This is a genomic window from Acinetobacter vivianii, from assembly GCF_014635885.1.
GTDB classification, from domain to species: domain Bacteria; phylum Pseudomonadota; class Gammaproteobacteria; order Pseudomonadales; family Moraxellaceae; genus Acinetobacter; species Acinetobacter vivianii.
Window position 1 is genome coordinate 86093 of record NZ_BMDR01000003.1, and the last position, 21188, is coordinate 107280.

General features: G+C 41.3%; 30 protein-coding genes. 4 read left to right on the forward strand and 26 right to left on the reverse strand.

The annotated features are described in order from the left end of the window. Positions 1-95: 95 nt before the first annotated feature. From IEV36_RS06895 to IEV36_RS06905, 3 genes are all read left to right on the forward strand, one after another. Complete coding sequence (locus tag IEV36_RS06895) at positions 96-875, forward strand: AraC family transcriptional regulator (protein ID WP_005259806.1); 780 nt, start codon at positions 96-98, stop codon at positions 873-875. Between the two features lie 91 nt (positions 876-966). Continuing rightward, positions 967-1845 carry a DMT family transporter gene (locus IEV36_RS06900; protein ID WP_005259808.1) on the forward strand — a complete coding sequence of 293 codons (879 nt, stop codon included), beginning with the start codon at positions 967-969 and terminating at the stop codon, positions 1843-1845. Positions 1846-1945: 100 nt separating this feature from the next. Beyond that, positions 1946-2488, forward strand: a complete 543-nt coding sequence (locus IEV36_RS06905; protein WP_032863984.1) for a hypothetical protein — start codon at positions 1946-1948, stop codon at positions 2486-2488. A 73-nt stretch (positions 2489-2561) separates the two neighbouring features. Here the strand turns inward: IEV36_RS06905 and IEV36_RS06910 are convergent, their stop codons facing one another. From IEV36_RS06910 to IEV36_RS06935, 6 genes are all read right to left on the reverse strand, one after another. Continuing rightward, entirely contained in the window at positions 2562-4766 is a 2205-nt protein-coding gene (locus IEV36_RS06910) for a TRAP transporter large permease subunit (RefSeq protein ID WP_005259810.1), read from the reverse strand. Positions 4767-4949: 183 nt separating this feature from the next. Continuing rightward, positions 4950-5528 (reverse strand): rhombosortase, encoded by a 579-nt coding sequence (gene rrtA, locus IEV36_RS06915; protein ID WP_004775858.1) that lies wholly within the window; start codon positions 5526-5528, stop codon positions 4950-4952. Positions 5529-5605: 77 nt separating this feature from the next. Next, on the reverse strand, positions 5606-6706 hold the full coding sequence (locus IEV36_RS06920; protein WP_004775861.1) for a hypothetical protein: 1101 nt from the start codon (positions 6704-6706) through the stop codon (positions 5606-5608). A gap of 358 nt (positions 6707-7064) precedes the next feature. Next, on the reverse strand, positions 7065-7268 hold the full coding sequence (locus IEV36_RS06925; RefSeq protein WP_004775862.1) for a hypothetical protein: 204 nt from the start codon (positions 7266-7268) through the stop codon (positions 7065-7067). 207 nt (positions 7269-7475) lie between these two features. Further along, on the reverse strand, positions 7476-7871 hold the full coding sequence (locus IEV36_RS06930; protein ID WP_005259811.1) for a hypothetical protein: 396 nt from the start codon (positions 7869-7871) through the stop codon (positions 7476-7478). Continuing rightward, positions 7858-8115 carry an FAD assembly factor SdhE gene (locus tag IEV36_RS06935; protein ID WP_005259812.1) on the reverse strand — a complete coding sequence of 86 codons (258 nt, stop codon included), beginning with the start codon at positions 8113-8115 and terminating at the stop codon, positions 7858-7860. The genes IEV36_RS06930 and IEV36_RS06935 overlap by 14 nt, the downstream gene beginning before the upstream one ends. Positions 8116-8303: 188 nt before the next feature. Between IEV36_RS06935 and IEV36_RS06940 the strand changes: the two genes are divergently transcribed. After that, a complete protein-coding gene (locus IEV36_RS06940) occupies positions 8304-9476 on the forward strand; it encodes an acyl-CoA dehydrogenase family protein (protein WP_005259813.1) in 1173 nt (390 codons plus the stop codon). A gap of 51 nt (positions 9477-9527) precedes the next feature. Here IEV36_RS06940 and IEV36_RS06945 read toward each other — a convergent pair whose 3' ends face one another. From IEV36_RS06945 to rplN, 20 genes are all read right to left on the reverse strand, one after another. Further along, positions 9528-10031 carry a DUF2059 domain-containing protein gene (locus IEV36_RS06945; RefSeq protein WP_005259815.1) on the reverse strand — a complete coding sequence of 168 codons (504 nt, stop codon included), beginning with the start codon at positions 10029-10031 and terminating at the stop codon, positions 9528-9530. Between the two features lie 126 nt (positions 10032-10157). After that, the gene (locus IEV36_RS06950) at positions 10158-11648 is read right to left on the reverse strand and encodes a flavin-containing monooxygenase (protein ID WP_005259816.1); all 1491 of its coding nucleotides are present in this window, start codon (positions 11646-11648) and stop codon (positions 10158-10160) included. 390 nt (positions 11649-12038) lie between these two features. Then, a complete protein-coding gene (locus IEV36_RS06955; RefSeq protein WP_005259817.1) occupies positions 12039-12536 on the reverse strand; it encodes a GNAT family N-acetyltransferase in 498 nt (165 codons plus the stop codon). A 193-nt stretch (positions 12537-12729) separates the two neighbouring features. Then, positions 12730-13095 carry a 50S ribosomal protein L17 gene (rplQ, locus tag IEV36_RS06960; RefSeq protein WP_004641032.1) on the reverse strand — a complete coding sequence of 122 codons (366 nt, stop codon included), beginning with the start codon at positions 13093-13095 and terminating at the stop codon, positions 12730-12732. 18 nt (positions 13096-13113) lie between these two features. Then, the gene (locus tag IEV36_RS06965; RefSeq protein ID WP_004660372.1) at positions 13114-14121 is read right to left on the reverse strand and encodes a DNA-directed RNA polymerase subunit alpha; all 1008 of its coding nucleotides are present in this window, start codon (positions 14119-14121) and stop codon (positions 13114-13116) included. 18 nt (positions 14122-14139) lie between these two features. Then, the gene (gene rpsD / locus IEV36_RS06970; protein WP_004775874.1) at positions 14140-14766 is read right to left on the reverse strand and encodes a 30S ribosomal protein S4; all 627 of its coding nucleotides are present in this window, start codon (positions 14764-14766) and stop codon (positions 14140-14142) included. A gap of 12 nt (positions 14767-14778) precedes the next feature. Further along, complete coding sequence (rpsK, locus tag IEV36_RS06975; RefSeq protein ID WP_004281491.1) at positions 14779-15165, reverse strand: 30S ribosomal protein S11; 387 nt, start codon at positions 15163-15165, stop codon at positions 14779-14781. Positions 15166-15184: 19 nt separating this feature from the next. Continuing rightward, positions 15185-15541: a 30S ribosomal protein S13 gene (gene rpsM, locus IEV36_RS06980; RefSeq protein ID WP_004657696.1), complete on the reverse strand. Its 357-nt coding sequence runs from the start codon at positions 15539-15541 to the stop codon at positions 15185-15187. A gap of 107 nt (positions 15542-15648) precedes the next feature. Further along, on the reverse strand, positions 15649-15765 hold the full coding sequence (gene rpmJ, locus IEV36_RS06985; RefSeq protein ID WP_000867907.1) for a 50S ribosomal protein L36: 117 nt from the start codon (positions 15763-15765) through the stop codon (positions 15649-15651). Between the two features lie 21 nt (positions 15766-15786). After that, the gene (secY, locus tag IEV36_RS06990) at positions 15787-17106 is read right to left on the reverse strand and encodes a preprotein translocase subunit SecY (RefSeq protein WP_171067087.1); all 1320 of its coding nucleotides are present in this window, start codon (positions 17104-17106) and stop codon (positions 15787-15789) included. Between the two features lie 45 nt (positions 17107-17151). Next, positions 17152-17592: a 50S ribosomal protein L15 gene (rplO, locus tag IEV36_RS06995; protein ID WP_004775880.1), complete on the reverse strand. Its 441-nt coding sequence runs from the start codon at positions 17590-17592 to the stop codon at positions 17152-17154. 3 nt (positions 17593-17595) lie between these two features. Continuing rightward, on the reverse strand, positions 17596-17772 hold the full coding sequence (gene rpmD, locus IEV36_RS07000) for a 50S ribosomal protein L30 (RefSeq protein ID WP_000849088.1): 177 nt from the start codon (positions 17770-17772) through the stop codon (positions 17596-17598). 6 nt (positions 17773-17778) lie between these two features. Then, positions 17779-18276 carry a 30S ribosomal protein S5 gene (gene rpsE, locus IEV36_RS07005; protein ID WP_004657688.1) on the reverse strand — a complete coding sequence of 166 codons (498 nt, stop codon included), beginning with the start codon at positions 18274-18276 and terminating at the stop codon, positions 17779-17781. 2 nt (positions 18277-18278) lie between these two features. Then, positions 18279-18629, reverse strand: a complete 351-nt coding sequence (gene rplR / locus IEV36_RS07010; RefSeq protein ID WP_004775881.1) for a 50S ribosomal protein L18 — start codon at positions 18627-18629, stop codon at positions 18279-18281. A 14-nt stretch (positions 18630-18643) separates the two neighbouring features. Next, positions 18644-19177: a 50S ribosomal protein L6 gene (gene rplF, locus IEV36_RS07015; RefSeq protein ID WP_004775882.1), complete on the reverse strand. Its 534-nt coding sequence runs from the start codon at positions 19175-19177 to the stop codon at positions 18644-18646. Between the two features lie 13 nt (positions 19178-19190). Next, complete coding sequence (rpsH, locus tag IEV36_RS07020) at positions 19191-19586, reverse strand: 30S ribosomal protein S8 (RefSeq protein WP_004775883.1); 396 nt, start codon at positions 19584-19586, stop codon at positions 19191-19193. 11 nt (positions 19587-19597) lie between these two features. After that, complete coding sequence (gene rpsN / locus IEV36_RS07025) at positions 19598-19903, reverse strand: 30S ribosomal protein S14 (RefSeq protein ID WP_004641050.1); 306 nt, start codon at positions 19901-19903, stop codon at positions 19598-19600. 9 nt (positions 19904-19912) lie between these two features. Continuing rightward, positions 19913-20449 (reverse strand): 50S ribosomal protein L5, encoded by a 537-nt coding sequence (gene rplE, locus IEV36_RS07030; protein WP_004775884.1) that lies wholly within the window; start codon positions 20447-20449, stop codon positions 19913-19915. Positions 20450-20464: 15 nt separating this feature from the next. Continuing rightward, complete coding sequence (rplX, locus tag IEV36_RS07035) at positions 20465-20782, reverse strand: 50S ribosomal protein L24 (RefSeq protein WP_004641054.1); 318 nt, start codon at positions 20780-20782, stop codon at positions 20465-20467. Positions 20783-20791: 9 nt separating this feature from the next. Continuing rightward, entirely contained in the window at positions 20792-21160 is a 369-nt protein-coding gene (gene rplN / locus IEV36_RS07040; protein WP_004657680.1) for a 50S ribosomal protein L14, read from the reverse strand. Between the last annotated feature and the right edge of the window lie 28 nt (positions 21161-21188).

The window sequence follows — 21188 nt, forward strand, 5'->3', positions numbered from 1 at the left end:
TACAGATCATGCTAAAAAATAATCAACTTATAGTTTCTCGATAAATAGACGATAACTATCGTAAAAAGGACAATTTATTTCAGGTTTAATTCAGCATGGGGAAAAACTTTAAACATGGCTTCTTGGATTATCCAGTCTATGCCTTCTCAGAAAATTATCTACATGGTCATATTGAAGACTGGCATAGTCATGACCGTATCCAGCTAATTCATACCCTGACAGGCGTGATCCGTGTCCAGACCCATGAAGGAATCTGGATTATTCCACCCGGACGTGGTGTGTGGATTCCCGCACACAAACCCCACGCCCTGTTAATTAGCGGTGATGTCAAAGCACGAGGTGTCTTTATCGAAGATACCTTGCAGCACGATATACGAAATGAATGCCGTGTAGTTGCTATTCCTGCCCTATTAAGGGAATTAATGAGCAGCGCGATGGACATCCAAAACGAGATTCAACCTGAGAGCCGCAATGAAAGATTATTGCAACTTATTCTGGATGAAGTGCGTCTGTTACCTGCGCTGGCTTTTAATTTGCCTGATCCACAAAGCCCGAAGCTTCAGCAGCTCTGTCAGAGAATTAAAGAAAATCTGGCTTTGGAATGGAGTCTGGAAGAGAGCGCACAACAATTACATATCAGCAGTAAAACACTGGCACGTCATTTTCAAAAAGAAACGGGTTTACATTTTTCTCACTGGGTTCGACAGGCAAAACTGATGCAAGCCATGATTGATCTCGCCATGAATAAGCCCGTACTCAATGTGGCCTTAGATTTGGGATATGAAAGTCCTAGTGCTTTTAGCGCGATGTTTAAACGTGAAACCAGCATGACACCCAGTGATTATCTAAAACAATTTTCCAGCCCTACACGTTGAATGCATGATGTCTTCATCTGGGCAAAATTCTCATTCCTTTCACTTCGGGACAGGCTTAAAATAAGCACAAACTCTCAATACTGCACTGGCTATGGATTATCCCCAAACGAATCGCAATCTCTTTATGGCGATTGGTTGCCTTACGATTTCTGCTCTACTTTTTTCAGTGATGGGAATCTGCATTCGTTACGCCTCCCATACTGTTGATAATTACACCATTGTATTTTTCCGCAACGCGGTTGGACTGATCCTGTTTCTGCCTTTTATTTTTAAACAAGGCATAGGATTTGTAAAAACAGAAAAACTCTGGATGCATACTTGGCGCTGTATCGTGGGACTTGCAGCCATGTATGGCTTTTTCTATGCCATCGCGCATCTAAAACTCTCCAATGCCATGGTATTTACCTATTCTTCTCCGATTTTTATTCCGCTGATCGCATGGCTTTTCCTGAAAGAAAAAGTCACCGCAGCAATGCTATGCGCTGCTGGTTTGGGATTTATTGGCGTATTTTGTGTGGCAAAACCAGATCAAGGCTTATTGAACTGGATCTCCATTGTCGGCATTAGTTCAAGTCTATTGGCCTCTATGGCATTTGTGACTGTTCGCGCCCTCACTCAAACCGAACCACCTGAACGCATCGTATTTTATTTCTGCCTGATTGGTTCTTTGCTTTCGGTGATCCCGATGTTCTGGGTATGGCAACCTTATCACCTGTATGAATTATTTTTTCTAATCTCAGCAGGTGTATTGGCCAATGTCAGCCAGATTTTTATGTCGCATGCCTATCGTCTAGCGCCAGCTGGGCAAATTGCACCTGTCAATTATATTGCGATTATCTTCGCGGGCATTTGGGGATTTTTGCTCTGGAATGAAGTACCTGATTTATACAGTGTGATTGGCTTCGGTATTATTTTATTGGCAATTCTATTATGCAGTCCACTGATCCAAAGGATAAAACGATCTAAATAGCCAATCACTTCTATATCAAAATTCACCAATAAAGGCCCCACTATTATTTTATTGAGCCTTTTGATAAATTGTGCGGCTTTATAACAACTGGAAATATCAAGTGAATAAAATATTTTTAACCTCATTCATCGGGGCATTTTTACTTCTTTCTGGATGCTCAACCACAATGCCTATTCATTATATTGCTTCTCCATCTATTCGAGGACAAGGAGATATTGGTGTGGGCGTATTCAAATATATCCCCGCTGAGAAGGGTTTGGTTAAACAAAATGAATTTCAAAAACCAACAGCAGCAATTGGTAGCATGTATATGTCTGATAAAGCAGATGTATTGTTAAAATCATCCTTAACTAAAGAATTAATTGCTGCTGGATTCAACCCAAACCAAGATGCAGATCTCAAAATCTCAGGAGATATTCAAAAATTTGAATATAATTGGATTGGCTTTGTAGAAGTAGACTTTTATTTAGATATTGAATATTTAGTCACAAAGAATGGAAAAACAATTTATAAAAATACTATTAAAACCCATAAAGCAGCTCCCAAAACAGCAGGAGGCACGGATTCTGAAGCTGTACGCTCAGCGATTTCTTCGAATATTGGAGACCTTTTACAAGATTTAAGAAGTCAGAAAATTATCTAAAAATAGTTTTATTTAAATCTCTATTTATTTAGTAATAAAAAAGCACCCGTAGGTGCTTTTTTAATGTCAACTGTTAGTGTTTATACCAGCCAAACATCTGGAAGATATATGGTGCATAGGTCACCAACACCAACGATGAGAACAATACGATAATCGGCAATAACCAACGTTCATAACGGAAGTAGAAACTCGTGTATTTCTCTTTCGCTTCCCTGTCGGCGGCCGAGACTTCCTCATCCCCGACGGAGAGCCTCGTCAGCAAGTGGTTCAAGGCAACAGGTGGTGTCACATAACCAAACTCGAAGGCAACCAGTACGATCATCCAGAAATGAATCGGATGAATACCATTTTCGTAGGCCACAGGCGCAACCGTTGCAGCAACCAGAATCACCGCACCGAATGGATCGGTCGTCATACCAATAATGGCAAGTAGCAGTGCAATAAAGGCAAGTGAAATATAGATATTACCGAGATGCGTTGGTAATAATTCCACAACTTCAGCACGTTCAATTAAGCCACCGACGCTTGCAGACAATGCCATAAGCAGAATCAACGCACCAATATGCCCAACTGTTTCTGAGGTTGCGAAACGTAATGCTCCACCAAAACCTAAGTGCTTACCGCCATGTGGATCATGTGATTTCAGGAACTCGGATTTTTTCTCATGTTCACGAACCAGAGCTTCATGCTTAGGATCAACCACAGGCGCTGGTGCCACTTTTGATGCAAATAACTTGTCAAACAAGATCATTGCAATCAATACCAACGGTAAAATCATTGGAGCAGTGAATTCATTGATTGATGTATCTAAAGCCAGCTTATAGAACATCACGACGGCGAAACCGATAATCACGTAAGGAATGACAGGCACACATGCGCGTAACATACCCGGTACCGCAACTTTAGGTGAGTTCACACGGAATTTTTCTTCGGCAAGAATCAATGAAACGCCAAGGAAAATAAACGCTGTTAGCCAGAAGACATAGATACCATGATCAAATAATTCGGTAGATGTCACATGGCGACTGTCTAACATTGAGATCAGGATTACAAGTAGACATGGACGAATCACCACACCTAAAGAGCCTGACATTGCAGATACAGCCAATGCATATTGACGACGAGCGCCCGAATTCCAGACTTCCTTATAGATGATTGCACCCGCTGCAATAACGAAAATCCCTGAAGCACCTGTATAGGCTGTTGGAATCGCTGCTGCAATCAAGATTAACCAAGTTAAAGTTTCTGGAGCCAAGTTCCATGGACGCAGGATATTTAAGAATAAATCCATGACACGGGTTTGGGTCAGCAACATACCAGCCCAAATAAACAGTGCAAGATTCAGGAAAATACCCGAGAACTCAACCAGAATACCCAAGTAGATCCCTTGCCCCATTGGATAGTCCATGAAGAAGGTAAATACAATACCGGTCACCAAAGACATGAAGGCATACAACGGCACACTGAGTAAAGCTAAACCAAAGTTACCCTTCGGCTGAGCCGTTTTCGGTATAAAGATAAACTGGAAGATACTGATAATGGTCAGGGATACGAATAACGCAATCCATAACCAATATAAGACTGTGGTTTTACCAGCAACTTCAACGCCTGAATTCAATACTGAATGATATTGGCTTAAGACCGAATAACTCAGTAATGCATTCCCCGCCACCATCAACGCTGAATAAACACGGAAGTCGATTCTGGTTTTCGGTGCACGTAAACCAATGTGGTGGTAACGCAAAGACGCTGTAATTGAAGCAAATAAAACCATAACCAGTAGAATTACAGTCTGGTTTTCAGAACCTAATTTGAAAATTCCGAAGAATGTTGTCTCAACTTTACGATAAGTACGAATACTTGGATGTGCTTCCAAATGCTTCATCGCTTTATCATAGAATTGATATTTTTCTTCACACTGCTGCTGTGCTGCCAATAACGAAGTACGCACATCAGACTCAGAAGCAGCCCCGAACATACTTGCAAATTCATCCGCAGCATTGGCCTTCATCTGCTCTTGAACTTGTGCATCAATGTTAGGATGTCGATCGCAAGATGGTTTTTCAGGCTCCGCCCTCAAAAACGAATATTGCATTCCTGTGGTTTGATCACCGTAAAGCCGCTCCCCCATACGGAGCATTTGACCGTGAATCATCTCGCCAGTACCAATAAGCAAGGTCATTAGCAACAAAGCAAGAATGATGAATGTTGATATCCAATCATTCCAGATATAGCCTAACCGGGCTAATCCAGACTTTTTCTCTTGATCATTTTGCATGTCTATTCCAGTTTATTCTTATCAACATCCATCCAAAGATGTTGAATCATGCGCTGTCCATGGTTGATAGATAAATGAATTTACCCTCTTATTAACCAATCCCTTTAAACCGCTTAAATTTGAATCAATCTTTTTCAAAAAAGAATGACTACAATCACTTTTTTGTTGGTTGTTTTTATCAATTTATGTGTTCTCTATTTTTTTCCTTCTTACAAATAAATAACTTAACCCACATAGGAGGCCACCGATAGCACCAATTAAATGTGCTTCAGTCAGGACTGGGCTGCCAATCAACTGAGCTGTTCCAGTTTGTCCAAAGGTATTTTCCCAAATCAGTTTTGCTGCAATCAGGGCTAAAACCAGTATTGCAAACTTACGTTCTTTCTTATATTGCAGATAAACCAGCCCTACGGCGGTGTACAGACCATGTAGCACACCAGAAAGTCCAGCATAAGCATCAATATAAGGTAAGTAGAAATAGAAAACTAAACTAATGAATGGCGGCAAAATCAGCAGTAACGCCCATAAATGCCAATTGCGGACATGCGGAAAAATGAAAGGTAAACACGCAAATGCCAGCATATTTAAAAGAAAATGAATCCAGCCGACATGTACCCAGTGTGCGGTCCATAAACGCCAGAACTCACTGAGTAAACTCGGTCGCCAGTAAATGAAATGATCAGCAAAAACTTGCAGACATGCCGATATCGAAACACATATCGCGATCAAAATGACTTTTTCTATCCATATTTGATCTTTCATTTATCGACCACCTCTTGAAAAAACAGACCTTTTACAAAGTGTAGATGTTTGCAATGTAAAAGGCCGTTTAATTCAGGTTACTCTGCTGGTGTTTCTTGCGCTGGAGCAGCCTCATCCTGTGCAGGTGCAGAGGCACCCTCGCCACCATCAAAGAGTGAATCCAGTTCAGCCGAGCTTTCTTGTTTATCATCCCAGAATGTGGTCAAGCCTTCATCGCTTGCTCTCACACCTGTATTTTCAGTCCAATAACGATCTGCGATGCCACGAACCATCAAACCTGCCATTTTATCGATAAGTCTGAACTGAGGATTTGCAGGTTTGTCATCACCTGTTGCTGCTGCATAAGAACGAAGCGCATCACGTAATTTTGCATCATCACCACTGGCCTGTGCTGCCACTGCATATAGAGCATGCGATAAGCGGACACCTTTCTTCTCACCGATCGCCATCGATTGCTTCATTGTGGCATAAGGTTCAGGTTTACCATCGCCTGCACCTGGCAATAAAGTCCAGATCACAGCGCGAGTCGCCATTGGCGCACCCCAGAATTTTTCATTGTCCAGACAGGTCATGCCACGTTCAACAATCCCTGCGATATCCTTAGGAACATTGATCGCACCGCCAGAGTTAATGTCATTGGTCATGGCTTGTAAACCACTTACCATACCTAACAAATAAACAGTCTGATCCAGATCATTACGCATGGTTGGGCATGAATCACCTAATTTATATTTGTATTTTGATTCCCAACGATTTGCAAAAAGTTGATAGCCTGCATATTGACGTTCAGCCGCAATCCCAGCCCAACGTTTCTGTTCAATACGAGCATCTTGTGCTTCCGATACCTGACCTGCTTTAGAAGCACGCAAATAGCGTAACTCTGCTTCCAATGCCTGATTTTCAGCACAAATTCCTGCTGCGGTATAAAGCAGAACTGCCATGCGGGTTGGGTCTGCACCCATATCTTTGGTCGACATCACTGCCGGTGTTAATGCATTACCTGAGTTACACACCATTTCAGCATCATCCATTGCCAAAATCGGTGGAACAATATGTTTTTCACCAAAACCTAAGGCGACATTCGCTCCAGTTTTAACGACGTATGAACATCCAGATAACATTGATGTTGTCAGCAAAGCAACCGCTACGCCCTGTCCCATTTTATGGAGTTTAGACATACTTCCTGTCCCTCTAATAATTTGTTTTTTCCTTTTAGCTGTACATTATCAGATGCAATACTTGAATTAAAGAGTAATTGCTCTAATTTCACGGGGACATTTTGACATACTTCACAAATGAATGAATTGACAGATTTGCGGGAATACAGAAATTTCAGGCAAAAAAAAGTAGCATTGCGACGGTTCAGCACATGCTACTTATTAACTGGTAAAATCGTGAAACTCTTTATATTTTAGTTTTGTTGAAAATAATCCTTGAGTAATGTTCCGGCTCTTCCTACTACAATCGCCATAACGATCGCAATTACCAGAAACATCCACATTGAAATCTCCATAGAGACCTCCTACACTTTTGTATCTACTTTTGATAGATACTAGATTGGCGTTCACCATCGATATTCACGGGAGAGTGATATATTGATGATACTTTCAATCTCTTTCTCTTGGTCACAGCAACAGGTTGATGTGATTCAAGATATTCCCTGAGTAAAGTTCCTGCTCTTCCTACTACAATCGCAAAAACAATTGCGATCACCAGAAACGACCATGTTGGAATTTCCATTTTGGACCTCCACCACACTTTACGTTGGTGTTTGTACTTTAACGAAAATAAATCAGCCTTGACTGCCAAATTGTCTGACAATCATAATTTTCACTATTTTTTAGAGTATTTAATCTAACAATTTGAATAAAAAAGACGCTTAAAATAACTATACTATTGAAATTTATGAAATAATTAATTATATACAGATGTAGAATTGTCAAACAATTATGCAAGTTTTGCGTGTAATTTTAGGTTTTTCCACTGTAAAAGTGATAACTGATCCCACCAAATAATGAAATTTTTATGTTCTGGATCAGAAAAATAAAGCACGATATAGGCTTGATGATCGATTATTTTTTCGATTTTGCGACACTGGATGGGGAGAGATGAATCATAAAACTCAAATGACCATTCCTGCTGATCCAGATATTCAAAACGTTTTAATCGGGGTTGTTTAAGAAATAGAAACCAGCTCAACGCCAATAAGATGCAACTGCTTAACCATAAAACTAAAGAAAGTAGAGAATAAGTGAGGCTGACAATCAAAAGTAAAATAAACAGTTGCAATGCAATCGAAAAACGACTGTATTGCAACTCAAAAACACGATTAGCCGTGAACATAATGTTTTAATTTTAGAATAAATTCTTTCAGTTCAGTACGTGGAGATTCCCCAACTTCCATGAACCAGTCCAGTAAATCTGGATCTTCCTGATCAACCAGCTCTGCAAACAAGGCCTTTTCAGCAGGATCTGCGGTGAGATAGTAGTTTTTAACATACGGGTCAAAATATACATCGATTTCTTTTAAACCACGACGTGCACGATACACGACCTTACGTTCTTCCAGTGTCATTTCATCAGACATTATCTGTTCCACTATGCAACAATTTTCTCTCATAGTGTACCCGATCCCCGTTTAACTTCGCAGCGTTTTTTCTCAAGTGACCAAATACATCAATCAAATTGAGCATTGATCACATTGTTCACTATTTTCTCTTTCTTGTATGGTGAGGAAGATGATTTACATTCAACAAACTAGGGAAAATATAACAAATGCAATCAGGTGCAATTCGTCCAGTTCCAAATATGCTCGCGCGTAAAATTTTTACTTCTGATCATGAAGCATTTCGTGAAACTGTACGTAAATTCTATGAAAAAGAAGTTGTTCCCAATATTGAAAAATATGAAAAACAACAACATGTTGACCGCGATTTATGGAATAAGGCAGGCGAACTTGGCCTGCTATGTACCACTATGCCAGAGCAATATGGTGGTTCGGGTGTTGACCGACTCTACAGTATGATTCTGATCGAGGAACAAGCCTATGCGATGGATTCCAGCACTGGTTTTTCATTACATTCAGATATCGTTGCCAACTATATCAACAACTTTGGTAATGAAGAACAAAAGCAGAACTGGCTTCCAAAAATGGCAACGGGTGAAACGGTTACCGCGATTGCCATGACCGAACCAGGGACAGGTTCAGACCTTCAAGCTGTACGTACCACAGCGGTACTAGATGGCGATGAATATGTCATTAATGGCTCAAAAATCTTTATTACCAATGGCTACCTATGCGACATGGCCATTGTGGTCTGTAAAACTGGTAATAATGAAAAAGGATCAGCCAATCTTTCTTTAATTATTGTGGAAGCAGATCGTGCAGGCTTCAGTAAAGGAAAACCTTTAAATAAAATCGGGATGAAAGGTCAGGATACTTGCGAATTGTTCTTTGATAATGTTCGTGTTCCTAAAGAAAACCTACTTGGTATGGAAGGCATGGGCTTTATGATGCTGATGAAAGAATTGGCATGGGAACGTATGCTGGTTGCTATTATTTGTCAGGCTGGTGCTGAAGCTGCTTTTGCGCATACCGTTCAATACACCAAAGACCGTAAAGCGTTTGGTAAACCAATTGGCACTTTCCAAAACACCCGTTTTAAACTGGCTGAGTTACGGACTGAAATTGATTTCTGTCGTACTTATTTAGATCGCTGTATGGAACTACAACTCGAAGAAAGCTTAGGTGTTGATGCTGCTGCAGCTGCAAAATACAAAATTTCGGATATGTTCTCGAAAGTTGTCGATGAATGCTTACAATTGCATGGTGGTTATGGCTATATGCTGGAATATCCAATTGCACGTGCTTATATCGACAACCGTGCCAACCGTATTTATGCAGGTACCAATGAAATCATGAAAGAGTTGATTTCACGTACCCTCTAATAAATCTATAAAACCTAAGGGATCACGCTAGATGCATGATCCCTTTTTTCTTTATTTCGGTGCTACTTTTTCATTCGCTGTTTGAGCAGGTTGCGGATTCATTCGCTCCATTAACTGCTTCACCTTAGGATTTTCACCATATTGTTGCATGGTCGTATTGAGTGCATTACGCGCATTTTGTGTGGTGAAATGCGCTACTTCACTGCCCACATCACTGGCCTTCTTCGCCCAGACTTTACCTTCAGCTGATTGATAAAAATTTAAAGCTGCTTGCAGTTCTTTTTGATTAAAGCTTTCAACATAACGCTGCACAATAAACTGCTTACGCTGTTCACTATTCAAGTTTTTACTTAAATCGACATAGAAGCTTTCTGGTAAATCTTTCGGCAAACGCATCCGAATTTGCTCTAAAATCATTTTATCGGTGTTTTGCAAACCTTGCTCGGTACCATCAACCGATACCAGTTTTTGTGCAATCGCTTCCTTCTGTTTTGCATCATCTGCAAAAGCCAAACCACTTGATAATATCAGCCCCAAAATGATGAGTTTTTTCATCACACTATCCCTAATCTTAATTTTCTAATCTGCCCAATATACGTGATATTTTTAGAATTCAAACCCTATTTCAAATAAAAAACCCTATGCATTGACATAGGGTTATTCAATTATTGAGTTACTGAATTACGATACCAGTTTTGGTTTACGATCTGCATGCTCATCACGTTTGTGGAACTGTAGAACGCCATCATTAAATTTGGCATCTTTCAATTCTTTACGATCTGCCAAATAGTTATTGGTAATTTTCCAAGGGGCTTGCTTACCCTGTTTAGGCATCACATCTGCCGCACGAGCAATATAGCCAGAAGACATTTTGCCCATAATCGTATCATGTTCAAGTTGCGATGGATCTGCATGCGCAATGACTTCGTCAAAACCATTCTTGTCCATATGATTAAGCAAGCGGCAAATGTATTCAGCTGCAATATCAACTTTTAATGTCCAAGACGCGTTGATATAACCAATGATCATTGCCATATTTGGTACATCGCTGACCATTACACCTTGATATAACATATGTTGCGAGGTATTCATCGGTTTACCATCAATTGAACCTTTCACACCACCCAGAATCTGAATTTCCAGACCTGTTGCAGAAATGACGATATCCGCTTCAAGATGTTTACCAGATTTTAGTTGAATACCATTCGCCGTGAATTTCTCAATTTGGTCTGTTTCTACGCTCGCTTGACCCTGACGTAATGCTTTAAACAAATCGCCATCTGGTACTACACATAAACGTTGATCCCAAGGATTATAACTTGGAGTAAAGTGCTTCATGTCGACTTTACCTTTCAACTGCAATTCAATCCCTTTCAGCAATAAGCGACGCACGGTTTTTGGATATTTTTGAGCTAAAGCATAAATACCACGTTGCATACCGATGTTACGTGCACGCGTAAATTTATAAGCAGTTTCTTCAGACATAAATTTACGGGTCTTCTCATAAATAAAGTCAATTGAAGGGACTGTTGCAATATAGGTTGGTGAACGCTGTAACATCGTCACATGACCTGCCCCACCTTTCACCATTGAAGGCACTAAGGTGATGGCCGTTGCACCACTGCCAATGATCACGACTTTCTTACCGGTGTAATCTAGATTCTCAGGCCAGTGTTGTGGATGAATGAACTGTCCTTTGAAATCTTCCTGTTTCGGGAATTTCGGTGCATAACCCTGATCATAGTTATAGTAACCCGTACAACCCATCACGAAGTTTGCTGACCAAATTTGCTTTTTCTTATTGCTATCTTCGACTTCAACAGACCATTTTTTCTTTGTTGAATCATAATTTGCAGAAAGCACACGATGACCAAAATGGATTTTTTCTTTCAATTGATTTTCGCTAATGACATCACTCAAATAGCTTTTAATTTCAGAGCCACTTGCCAATACTTTATCTTTTGCCCATGGTTTGAAGTTAAAACCAAAGGTCGACATATCCGAATCAGAACGGATACCAGGATAACGGAATAAATCCCAAGTCCCACCAAAGCTGTCACGACGCTCTAAAATTTCAAATTTGCGTTGTGGGCAATGCTTAGAGAGATGTACAGCCAACCCGATTCCTGAGATCCCTGCACCAATAATTAATACGTCAACTTGCTTTTCCATTTTTTTTATACCCTGTATAAACCATGTCTTTATTAAAGCACAAATTTGACAATACACAATGTCAAGTTTAGTCATTCATCGGTTTTTTTATATCAGTTCGGGACATTTTGATAAAAATTCGCTGTCAAAAATGTTGAGATTTTTGCTTGGATTCCTTGGATAAGCATGGTGAGTCGAGTAAGAGAATTAGGGAAATTTTGAAGTGATGACACATTGATTTTGTCCGATCTCAACACAACATTATTGTTAGAAAAAATCCAAATAAGATAAGACAACTTATTAAAATCAGCCTAATACTTCTTTTTATAGAAGAATTTAAAATGAATGACTCTGAAAAATGGCTTTTGAGCAATTTCAAATAATACGGTCATTAAAAGTTTGCAAATGGGCCTAGAATAGAAAAAGCTTCATTAAAAGCTCATCTGTATATTCAGCATTATTTTTCAACGCTTTTTGCTCCGTTCCATAGACCTGAAAGCCAAATTTTTCATAAAGCCTAATTGCTGACTGATTGCCATCAGCAACTGTTAGCAAAATTTGTTCGACATGCGCTTTAGCATAGGCAATAACAGTACGAAGCAATGCACTTGCAAGACCTTGTCTTTGAAATTCCGGCTCAATAAATACGCTAGATAAAATAGCCTTATGCGACAGCTTTATACCTTGCTCTCGTGTTAACGCCGCCAAGCCAATAATTTTATCTTTATGATAAACCCCGAAGATTGTTGAACTTGATAAGCAACTTTGAAAAAAGCTTAACGGCTTTACGACTTCTGCATCATAAGTAGAACCAAACATTTCTGGGGCTTTTGCTAAAGCTGAAAGCCGAATCTCTCTGAAATCATTCAGCTCATCTACATCTAAAATTTTAATCTCAATATCTAACATATGTATCTGTTTAAATTTTTTATAGTATCTCGGCTTAATTTAGCATATTGGTCAAATACTCAAAGCAGTATTGAGAAGCAAATTATTATTGAGAATCTTCTCGTCTCAAAAATGATTAAAAATAAACAATAAAAAAGGCCGGTTATTACACCGGCCTTTTTTGGAACAACTGACTGTTCTACACGTAGAAGTATTATTTTACTTCACGGTCAACGAGTTCAACGTAAGCCATCGGTGCAGCATCACCTGCACGGAAGCCCGCTTTAAGAACACGAAGATAACCGCCGTTACGTTCTTTGTAACGAGGGCCAAGAACGGTAAATAATTTACCAACAGTTGCTGCAGAACGAGTACGAGCAAACGCTAAACGACGGTTTGCTACTGTATCGTTTTTTGCCAAAGTGATTAAAGGCTCAGCAACGCGGCGAAGTTCTTTCGCTTTAGGCAAAGTTGTTTTAATTAACTCGTGCTCAACTAAAGCATTTGTTAAGTTTTGGAACAACGCCTTACGGTGGCTGCTTGTACGGCCTAATTTCACACCACTATTACGATGACGCATGGTGATAGTCCTACTTAATTAACGGCTACGATAGGCAAAACGGTCATCCATACGGAGACTAGCTGGTGGCCAGTTCTCTAAACGCATGCCGAGTTGTAAACCTTTCGATGCCAAAACATCTTTGATCTCTGTTAACGATTTTTTACCTAAGTTAGGAGTTTTTAACAACTCAACTTCAGTACGTTGAACAAGATCACCAATGTAGTAAATATTTTCTGCCTTCAAACAGTTAGCAGAACGAACAGTTAGCTCGAGATCATCTACTGGACGAAGCAAAATTGGGTCAACTTCTTCGCGAGGTTCTTGAGCAACAGGAGTTTGATCTTTCTGAAGATCAACAAAAATTGCAATTTGTTGTTGCAAGATTGTTGCCGCTTTGCGGATTGCTTCTTCTGGATCAACAGTTCCGTTAGTCTCAAGATCGATCACTAACTTATCAAGATCGGTACGTTGTTCAACACGAGCATTTTCTACTGTGTATGAAACACGCTTGATTGGGCTATAAGAAGCATCTAACTGTAAACGACCTACTGGACGTGTTTCACCTTCAGGGAAACGTGAGTCAGATGTTTCATAACCACGACCTTGAGCAACTTTAAGGCGCATTTTTAATGAACCAGAAGAACTCAAAGTACCGATTAAATGATCAGGGTTAACCACTTCAACATTATGAGGTAAACGAAGGTCAGCTGCAGTTACGTCACCTGCCCCTTGTTTCTCTAATGTTAAATATGCTTCATTTTGATCGAACAGCTTAATAGACAATCCTTTTAGGTTCAGCAAGAGCTCGACGATGTCCTGCTGCAAGCCTTCTAAAGTACTGTACTCGTGCTCGACGCCTTCTATTTCCACTTCAACCACAGCTGCGCCAGGTAAAGAAGACAATAGAATGCGACGTAAAGCATTACCTAGAGTATGACCAAAGCCACGCTCTAAAGGTTCCAGAATCACTTTTGCCGAGGTCCCGCTCACCGCTTCGACCTTGATCGCTTGCGGAGTTAGAAACTCGTTTGCAGTACGCGTCATTTATTGCTACCTCAAGGATTATTTAGAATACAATTCTACAATCAAGCTTTCGTTGATTTCAGCAGGTAAATCAGAACGATCTGGCGCAGCTTTAAACGTACCTTCTAACTTAGAATGGTCAACTTCCATCCAAGCAGGGATACCACGTTGAGCAGCTAATTCAATTGCGCTTTTGATACGTAATTGTTGTTTAGCGCCTTCATGTACTGCAATTACATCACCAGCTTTAACTTGGATAGATGCAATGTTAACACGACGACCGTTCAAAGTGATGCTACGGTGAGATACTAACTGACGAGCTTCTGCACGTGTAGAACCAAAACCCATGCGATAAACAACGTTATCAAGACGGCTTTCAAGCAACTTCAACAAGTTTTCACCTGTTGCGCCTTTAACACGAGCAGCTTCTTTATAGTAGTTACTAAATTGACGCTCTAACACACCGTACATACGACGTACTTTTTGTTTTTCACGTAATTGTAGTGAGTACTCAGATTGTTTGCTACCACGAGCTCCGCCATGTTGGCCAGGAGCTTTAGCATGTTTTTTAGTCTTAACGTCAAATGGTTTAACGCCAGATTTTAATTGCAGGTCTGTCCCTTCGCGGCGAGAGAGTTTGCATTTTGGACCAATATAACGAGCCATGAATGTTTCTCCTTACACGCGACGTTTTTTAGGTGGACGGCAACCGTTGTGCGGAATTGGAGTCACATCGGTAATGCTGTTAATTTTATAACCCACTGCACCTAATGCACGAACCGCAGATTCACGACCAGGACCAGGACCTTTTACAAGGACGTCCAAGTTTTTCAAACCGTAATCTAAAGCAGCTTTACCAGCAACTTCAGCAGCTACCTGAGCAGCAAACGGTGTTGATTTACGTGATCCACGGAAGCCTTGTCCACCTGAGGTAGCCCAAGCCAATGCATTACCTTGACGATCGGTAATCGTAACAATGGTGTTATTAAAAGAAGCGTGAATGTGTGCGACACCTTCAGAGACGGTACGAGTGACCTTCTTGCGTGCGCGAGTATCTTTAGCCATCTTTTAGCTTCCAGAAATCTTATTTCTTAATCGGTTTGCGCGGACCTTTACGGGTACGTGCGTTAGTTTTGGTGCGTTGTCCGCGAACAGGCAAGCTGCGACGATGACGAAGACCGCGGTAGCAGCCTAAATCCATTAAACGTTTAATGTTCATGGAAATTTCGCGACGTAAATCACCTTCGGTCGGAACCTTAGCAACTTCTGCACGAATCGCATCAAGCTGAGCATCATCTAATTCACGAATTTTCGTAGTTTCAGTGATACCTACAGCAGCTAAGATATTCTTAGCAGTGTGGCGACCTACACCAAAAATATACGTGAGAGAGATAACAGCATGCTTGTTATCCGGAATGTTTACACCGGCAATACGAGCCATTCAATTTTCTCCAAAAAGGCAGTCAAGATAATCAACCGCCCCACAAAAATCTTGAGGGGCGGATAATAACCTAATTAGCCTACTGAAATCAACAGGTCTTAATTAAATTAACCTTGACGCTGCTTATGACGAGGTTCTGCGCTACAAATTACGCGAATTACCCCATTACGACGGATAACTTTACAGCTACCACAAATTTTCTTTACAGAAGCTTGTACTTTCATGATGAAACCTTCTAAGTGCGCTTATCCCTTAGGATGAGCAGTCGTTTTTCTCATTAACGTTTGATTATCATACTGATGCGAAGTAAGGTGCGCTTGGAGTTGCGCCATAAAGTCCATTACTACTACCACTACAATCAGTAACGATGTCCCACCCAAATGGAATGGAATACCGAACGAGCTTTGTAGCACCATAGGCATTAAACACACTACAGTGATGTATATTGCACCGATGAAGGTCAAACGGTTAAGAATATGATCTAAATAACGAGCCGTTTGCTCACCTGGGCGGATACCAGGCACGTATGCCCCGCTACGTTTTAAATTCTCTGAAACTTCTTTAGGGCTAAATACTAGCGCCGTATAGAAATAACAGAAGAAAATGATCAACGCGCCGAAGAGCATTAAATACAACGGCTGTCCAGGCGATAACACCAATGCCAGATCTTGTAGGCTACGTTTTACAATCCCTGCATTTGGATCAGCACTTCCTAACCATTGTCCCAAGCTCGCTGGAAATAATAACAATGAGCTTGCAAAAATCGCTGGAATTACACCTGCCATGTTAATTTTTAACGGCAAATGTGTTTGCTGTGCAGTAAATACACGACGACCTTGTTGTTTTTGTGCATAGTTCACTGGAATACGACGCTGTGCTTTTTCAATAAACACAATCGCAGCTAAAACAGCTAATGAGAGTAAGCCGAATACAACTAAACCAATTAAACTACCCTGACCATTCTGAACAGACGTAAACGACTGAATCACAAGATTTGGCAAACCTGCCACAATACCTGCGAAAATGATCATCGAGATACCATTACCAACACCACGTTCGGTAATTTGCTCGCCCAACCACATCAAGAACATTGTTCCTGCAACTAACGAAGTTACTGCTGGAACATAGAATGCCAAGCCTGACGTTAAGGTAATACCTTGACTAATCAAGCCAGCACACATCCCTACACCTTGCACGAGTGCAAGAAATAAGGTGCCATAACGCGTATATTGATTGATCTTACGTTTGCCTTGCTCGCCTTCTTTTTTCAAAGCTTCCAGCGAAGGAACTACCGTAGACATTAACTGCACGATAATCGACGCAGAAATGTACGGCATGATCCCTAACGCCAGAATCGACATGCGTTCTAATGCACCGCCAGAGAACATATTAAATAAACCTAAGAAGGTACCTTCATTAGCTTTAAAAAAATGTGCTAGCGCGACATTATCAATCCCCGGCAACGGAATATGCGCTCCTAGTCGAAAGACCAATAACGCGCCAATCAAGAACATTAATCGACGAATAATTTCACGGTATTTCACATGAAACGGTTGGCCTTTCATCATGTTGACATGACCTGAAGAACTAGGAGTCATAGACACTCGAGATTACTCCTCGACTTTACCGCCAGCAGCTTCAACAGCAGCTTTAGCGCCTTTAGTCAACACAACACCTTTAACAGTGAATGCGCGAGTGATTTCACCAGAAAGAACGATGCGAGCACGAATTTGGTCACGACGAACAACATTCGCAGCTTTTAAAGTTTCAAGGCTAACAACATCACCTTCAACTTTATTCAACTCAGACAAACGTACTTCAGCAGTTTTCAAAGCGATTTGGCTAGTGAAACCGAATTTAGGCAAACGACGATATAACGCAGTTTGACCGCCTTCAAAGCCCGGACGAGTACCACCACTTTTACGTGAGTTTTGACCTTTGACACCACGGCCACCAGTCTTACCAACACCAGAACCGATACCACGGCCTAGACGACGGTTTTCACGTTTTGCACCTTCTGCAGGTGAAAGTTCATTTAAACGCAGAGTCATGGCTTATTCCTCTACACTAACCATATAGTAAACTTTGTTGATCATACCACGGTTAGAAGGCGTATCTTGCACTTCTACAGTATGACCAATACGACGCAGACCTAAACCTTGAAGGCAAAGTTTATGATTTTTTAAACGATGCGATGAAGATTTAGTCTGGGTAACTTTAATCGTTTTCATGATTGATTACCCTTGAATTTGTTCTACTGAAAGACCACGTTTCGCAGCGACTTTCTCAGGAGAAGTCATATCACGCAAACCTTTGAAAGTTGCGTTTACTACGTTAGCAGCATTTGTAGAACCATAACATTTAGCAAGTACGTTATGTACACCTGCAGCTTCAAGAACAGCACGCATAGCGCCACCAGCAATTACGCCAGTACCTTCTGAAGCAGGTTGCATGTATACACGGCTTGCGCCATGACGAGCATTCACAGGGTGTTGTAAAGTAGTACCCGCAAGGTCTACAGTGATCATGTTACGACGAGCAGCTTCAAGTGCTTTAGAAATAGCAGCTGGAACTTCACGTGCTTTACCACGACCAAAACCTACACGACCGTTACCATCGCCCACAACAGTTAATGCTGTGAAAGAGAAGATACGACCACCTTTAACAACCTTGGCTACACGATCAACGGCAACCAGCTTTTCAACGAGACCTTCGTTTTGTTCAACTTTCGCCATGATTAGAACTCCAAGCCGCCTTCACGAGCAGCATCAGCCAAGGCTTTGATACGACCATGATATTTAAAACCAGAACGGTCAAATGCAACTTTAGTAACACCAGCTGCTTTAGCACGTTCTGCGATCAAAGCACCAACTTTCGTAGCTGCATCTACGTTACCAGTAGTACCACTACGCAAAGATGCATCTAAAGTTGAAGCTTGCGCTAAAACTTTGCCACCATCTGCTGAAATAACTTGCGCATAGATGTGACGCGGAGTGCGGTTTACACACAAACGAGTCGCACCCAATGCACGAATGTGCAAGCGTGTGCTTTTCGCACGACGCAAACGGGTTTGTTTCTTTTCGTTCATAAGAACCTCGCGCCTTATTTCTTCTTAGCTTCTTTACGAAGAATAACTTCATCCGAATAACGAACACCTTTACCTTTATATGGTTCAGGAGAACGGTATGCACGGATTTCCGCTGCCACTTGACCTAACAACTGCTTGTTTGCTGATTTCAAAATGATTTCAGTAGCAGTTGGAGTTTCCGCTGTTACACCTTCAGGTAAAGCGTAGTCAATTGGGTGTGAGTAACCAAGGTTAAGGTTTACAACAGTACCTTTAACCGCAGCTTTATAACCAACACCAACAAGCTGTAACTTACGTTCGAAGCCTTCGCTAACACCTTTTACAAGGTTGTTCAATACAGCGCGAGCAGTACCAGCTTGCATCCAAGCGTCTTTCGACTCTTTAGCCGGAGCAAGTTGAAGTTTACCTTCTTCCTGTTTTAGCTCGACCAGCGCATGCAGGTTGAAAGACAATGTACCTTTGCTGCCTTTCACTTCGACCTGCCGGCCGTTCTGAGTAACTGCTACACCATTAGGTACAGTTACTGGGGCTTTAGCCACACGAGACATGAGGAATCACCTATTAAGAAACAAAAGCAATAACTTCACCACCGATGCCCGCAGCACGTGCAGCGCGATCAGTCATGATGCCTTTGCTTGTAGAAACAATTGCAATACCCAAACCTTGCTTAACGCTAGGAATTTTATCTTTACCGCGGTATTGGCGAAGACCTGGACGGCTTACACGCTTAACGGTTTCGATAACTGGTTTGCCTTCGAAATATTTTAAAGTAATTGTCAGAGTAGCTTTTGTCTCTTCTTGAGCAACTGCCACATCTGAAATATAACCTTCTTGTTGAAGAACGTTTGCAATCGCAACTTTCAACTTAGAAGAAGGCATAGAAACAGTTTGTTTCTTAGCCATTTGTGCGTTACGAACACGGGTTAACATGTCGGCAACGGTATCTTGCATACTCATTTAGTCGCTCCTTACCAGCTTGCCTTAACAACGCCCGGTACATCACCTTGCATTACTGTGTCACGTAATTTGTTACGGCTTAAACCGAACTTACGGAAGTAACCATGAGGACGACCAGTTAAACCACAACGGTTACGAAGACGTACTGGAGATGCGTTACGTGGCAATGCCTGTAACTTTAATGTCGCTTCAAAACGTTCTTCGTCACTCGCATTTACATTTGCAATCGTTGCTTTTAATTCAGCACGTTTTGCAGCGTATTTAGCAACTGTCTTTTCGCGTTTCAATTCGCGATTAATCATACCTTTCTTAGCCATATCGACCTCTTATTTGAACGGGAAGCCGAATGCACGCATAAGCGCACGGCCTTCGTCATCGCTACGAGCAGTGGTCGTAATAGTGATATCTAAACCACGGATACGATCAATTTTGTCAAAATCGATTTCAGGGAAAACGATTTGCTCTTTTAAACCCATAGAGTAGTTACCACGACCATCAAATGATTTCGCAGAGAAACCACGGAAGTCACGGATACGAGGGATTGCGATCGAGATCAAACGATCCAAGAATTCGTACATTTGGTCGCCGCGTAAAGTAACTTTACAACCGATCGGCCAACCGTCACGGATTTTGAAACCAGCGATTGATTTACGAGCAAGAGTCACAACTGGTTTTTGACCAGCAATGAGTTGCATATCAGCAACAGCGCCATCTAATAATTTCTTATCAGTTGCAGCTGCGCCTACACCCATGTTAAGGGTGATTTTCGTGATGCGAGGAATATCCATCACGTTCTTAACGCTAAGTTCTTCTTTTAACTTTGCTTTAAGTTCGTCGTTGTAACGTGCTTTAAGTCTGGCCATTGCCTTTTCAACCTATTACTTCGCTACCGCCACTGATTCACCATTTGATTTATAAACACGAGTTTTCGCGCCATCAATCACTTGGTAACCAATACGGTCAGCCTTTTGGGTTGTAGCATTAAAAATTGCCACGTTTGAAATATGAAGCGTAGCCTCTTGAGTAACGATACCGCCTTCAGCGCCAGTTACACGGTTTGGCTTTTGATGCTTCTTCACTAAGTTAAGGCCTTCGACCTTAACTCGATCTTCAGAAACAGACAAAACAACACCTTGTTTGCCTTTTTCTTTACCTGCGATCACGATTACTTGATCGCCTTTTTTAATCTTAGCCATGATTGCCTCTTATAGAACTTCAGGAGCCAATGAAATGATTTTCATGAACTGTTCAGTACGAAGTTCACGAGTCACTGGTCCGAAGATACGAGTAGCAATCGGAGCTTTGTTGTTGTTCAAAATAACAGCTGCGTTATCGTCGAAACGAATAACAGAACCGTCTGGACGACGGATGCCGAACTTTGTACGAACAACTACAGCATTCATCACGTCACCTTTTTTAACACGTGCGCGTGGGATTGCTTCTTTTACAGTAACTTTAATAATGTCGCCAACTGAAGCATAACGACGGTGTGAACCACCAAGTACTTTAATACATTGTACGCGGCGTGCACCACTGTTGTCTGCTACGTCGAGCATACTTTCGGTTTGAATCATTGCCCTACTCCAAAACCGAGCATCACCG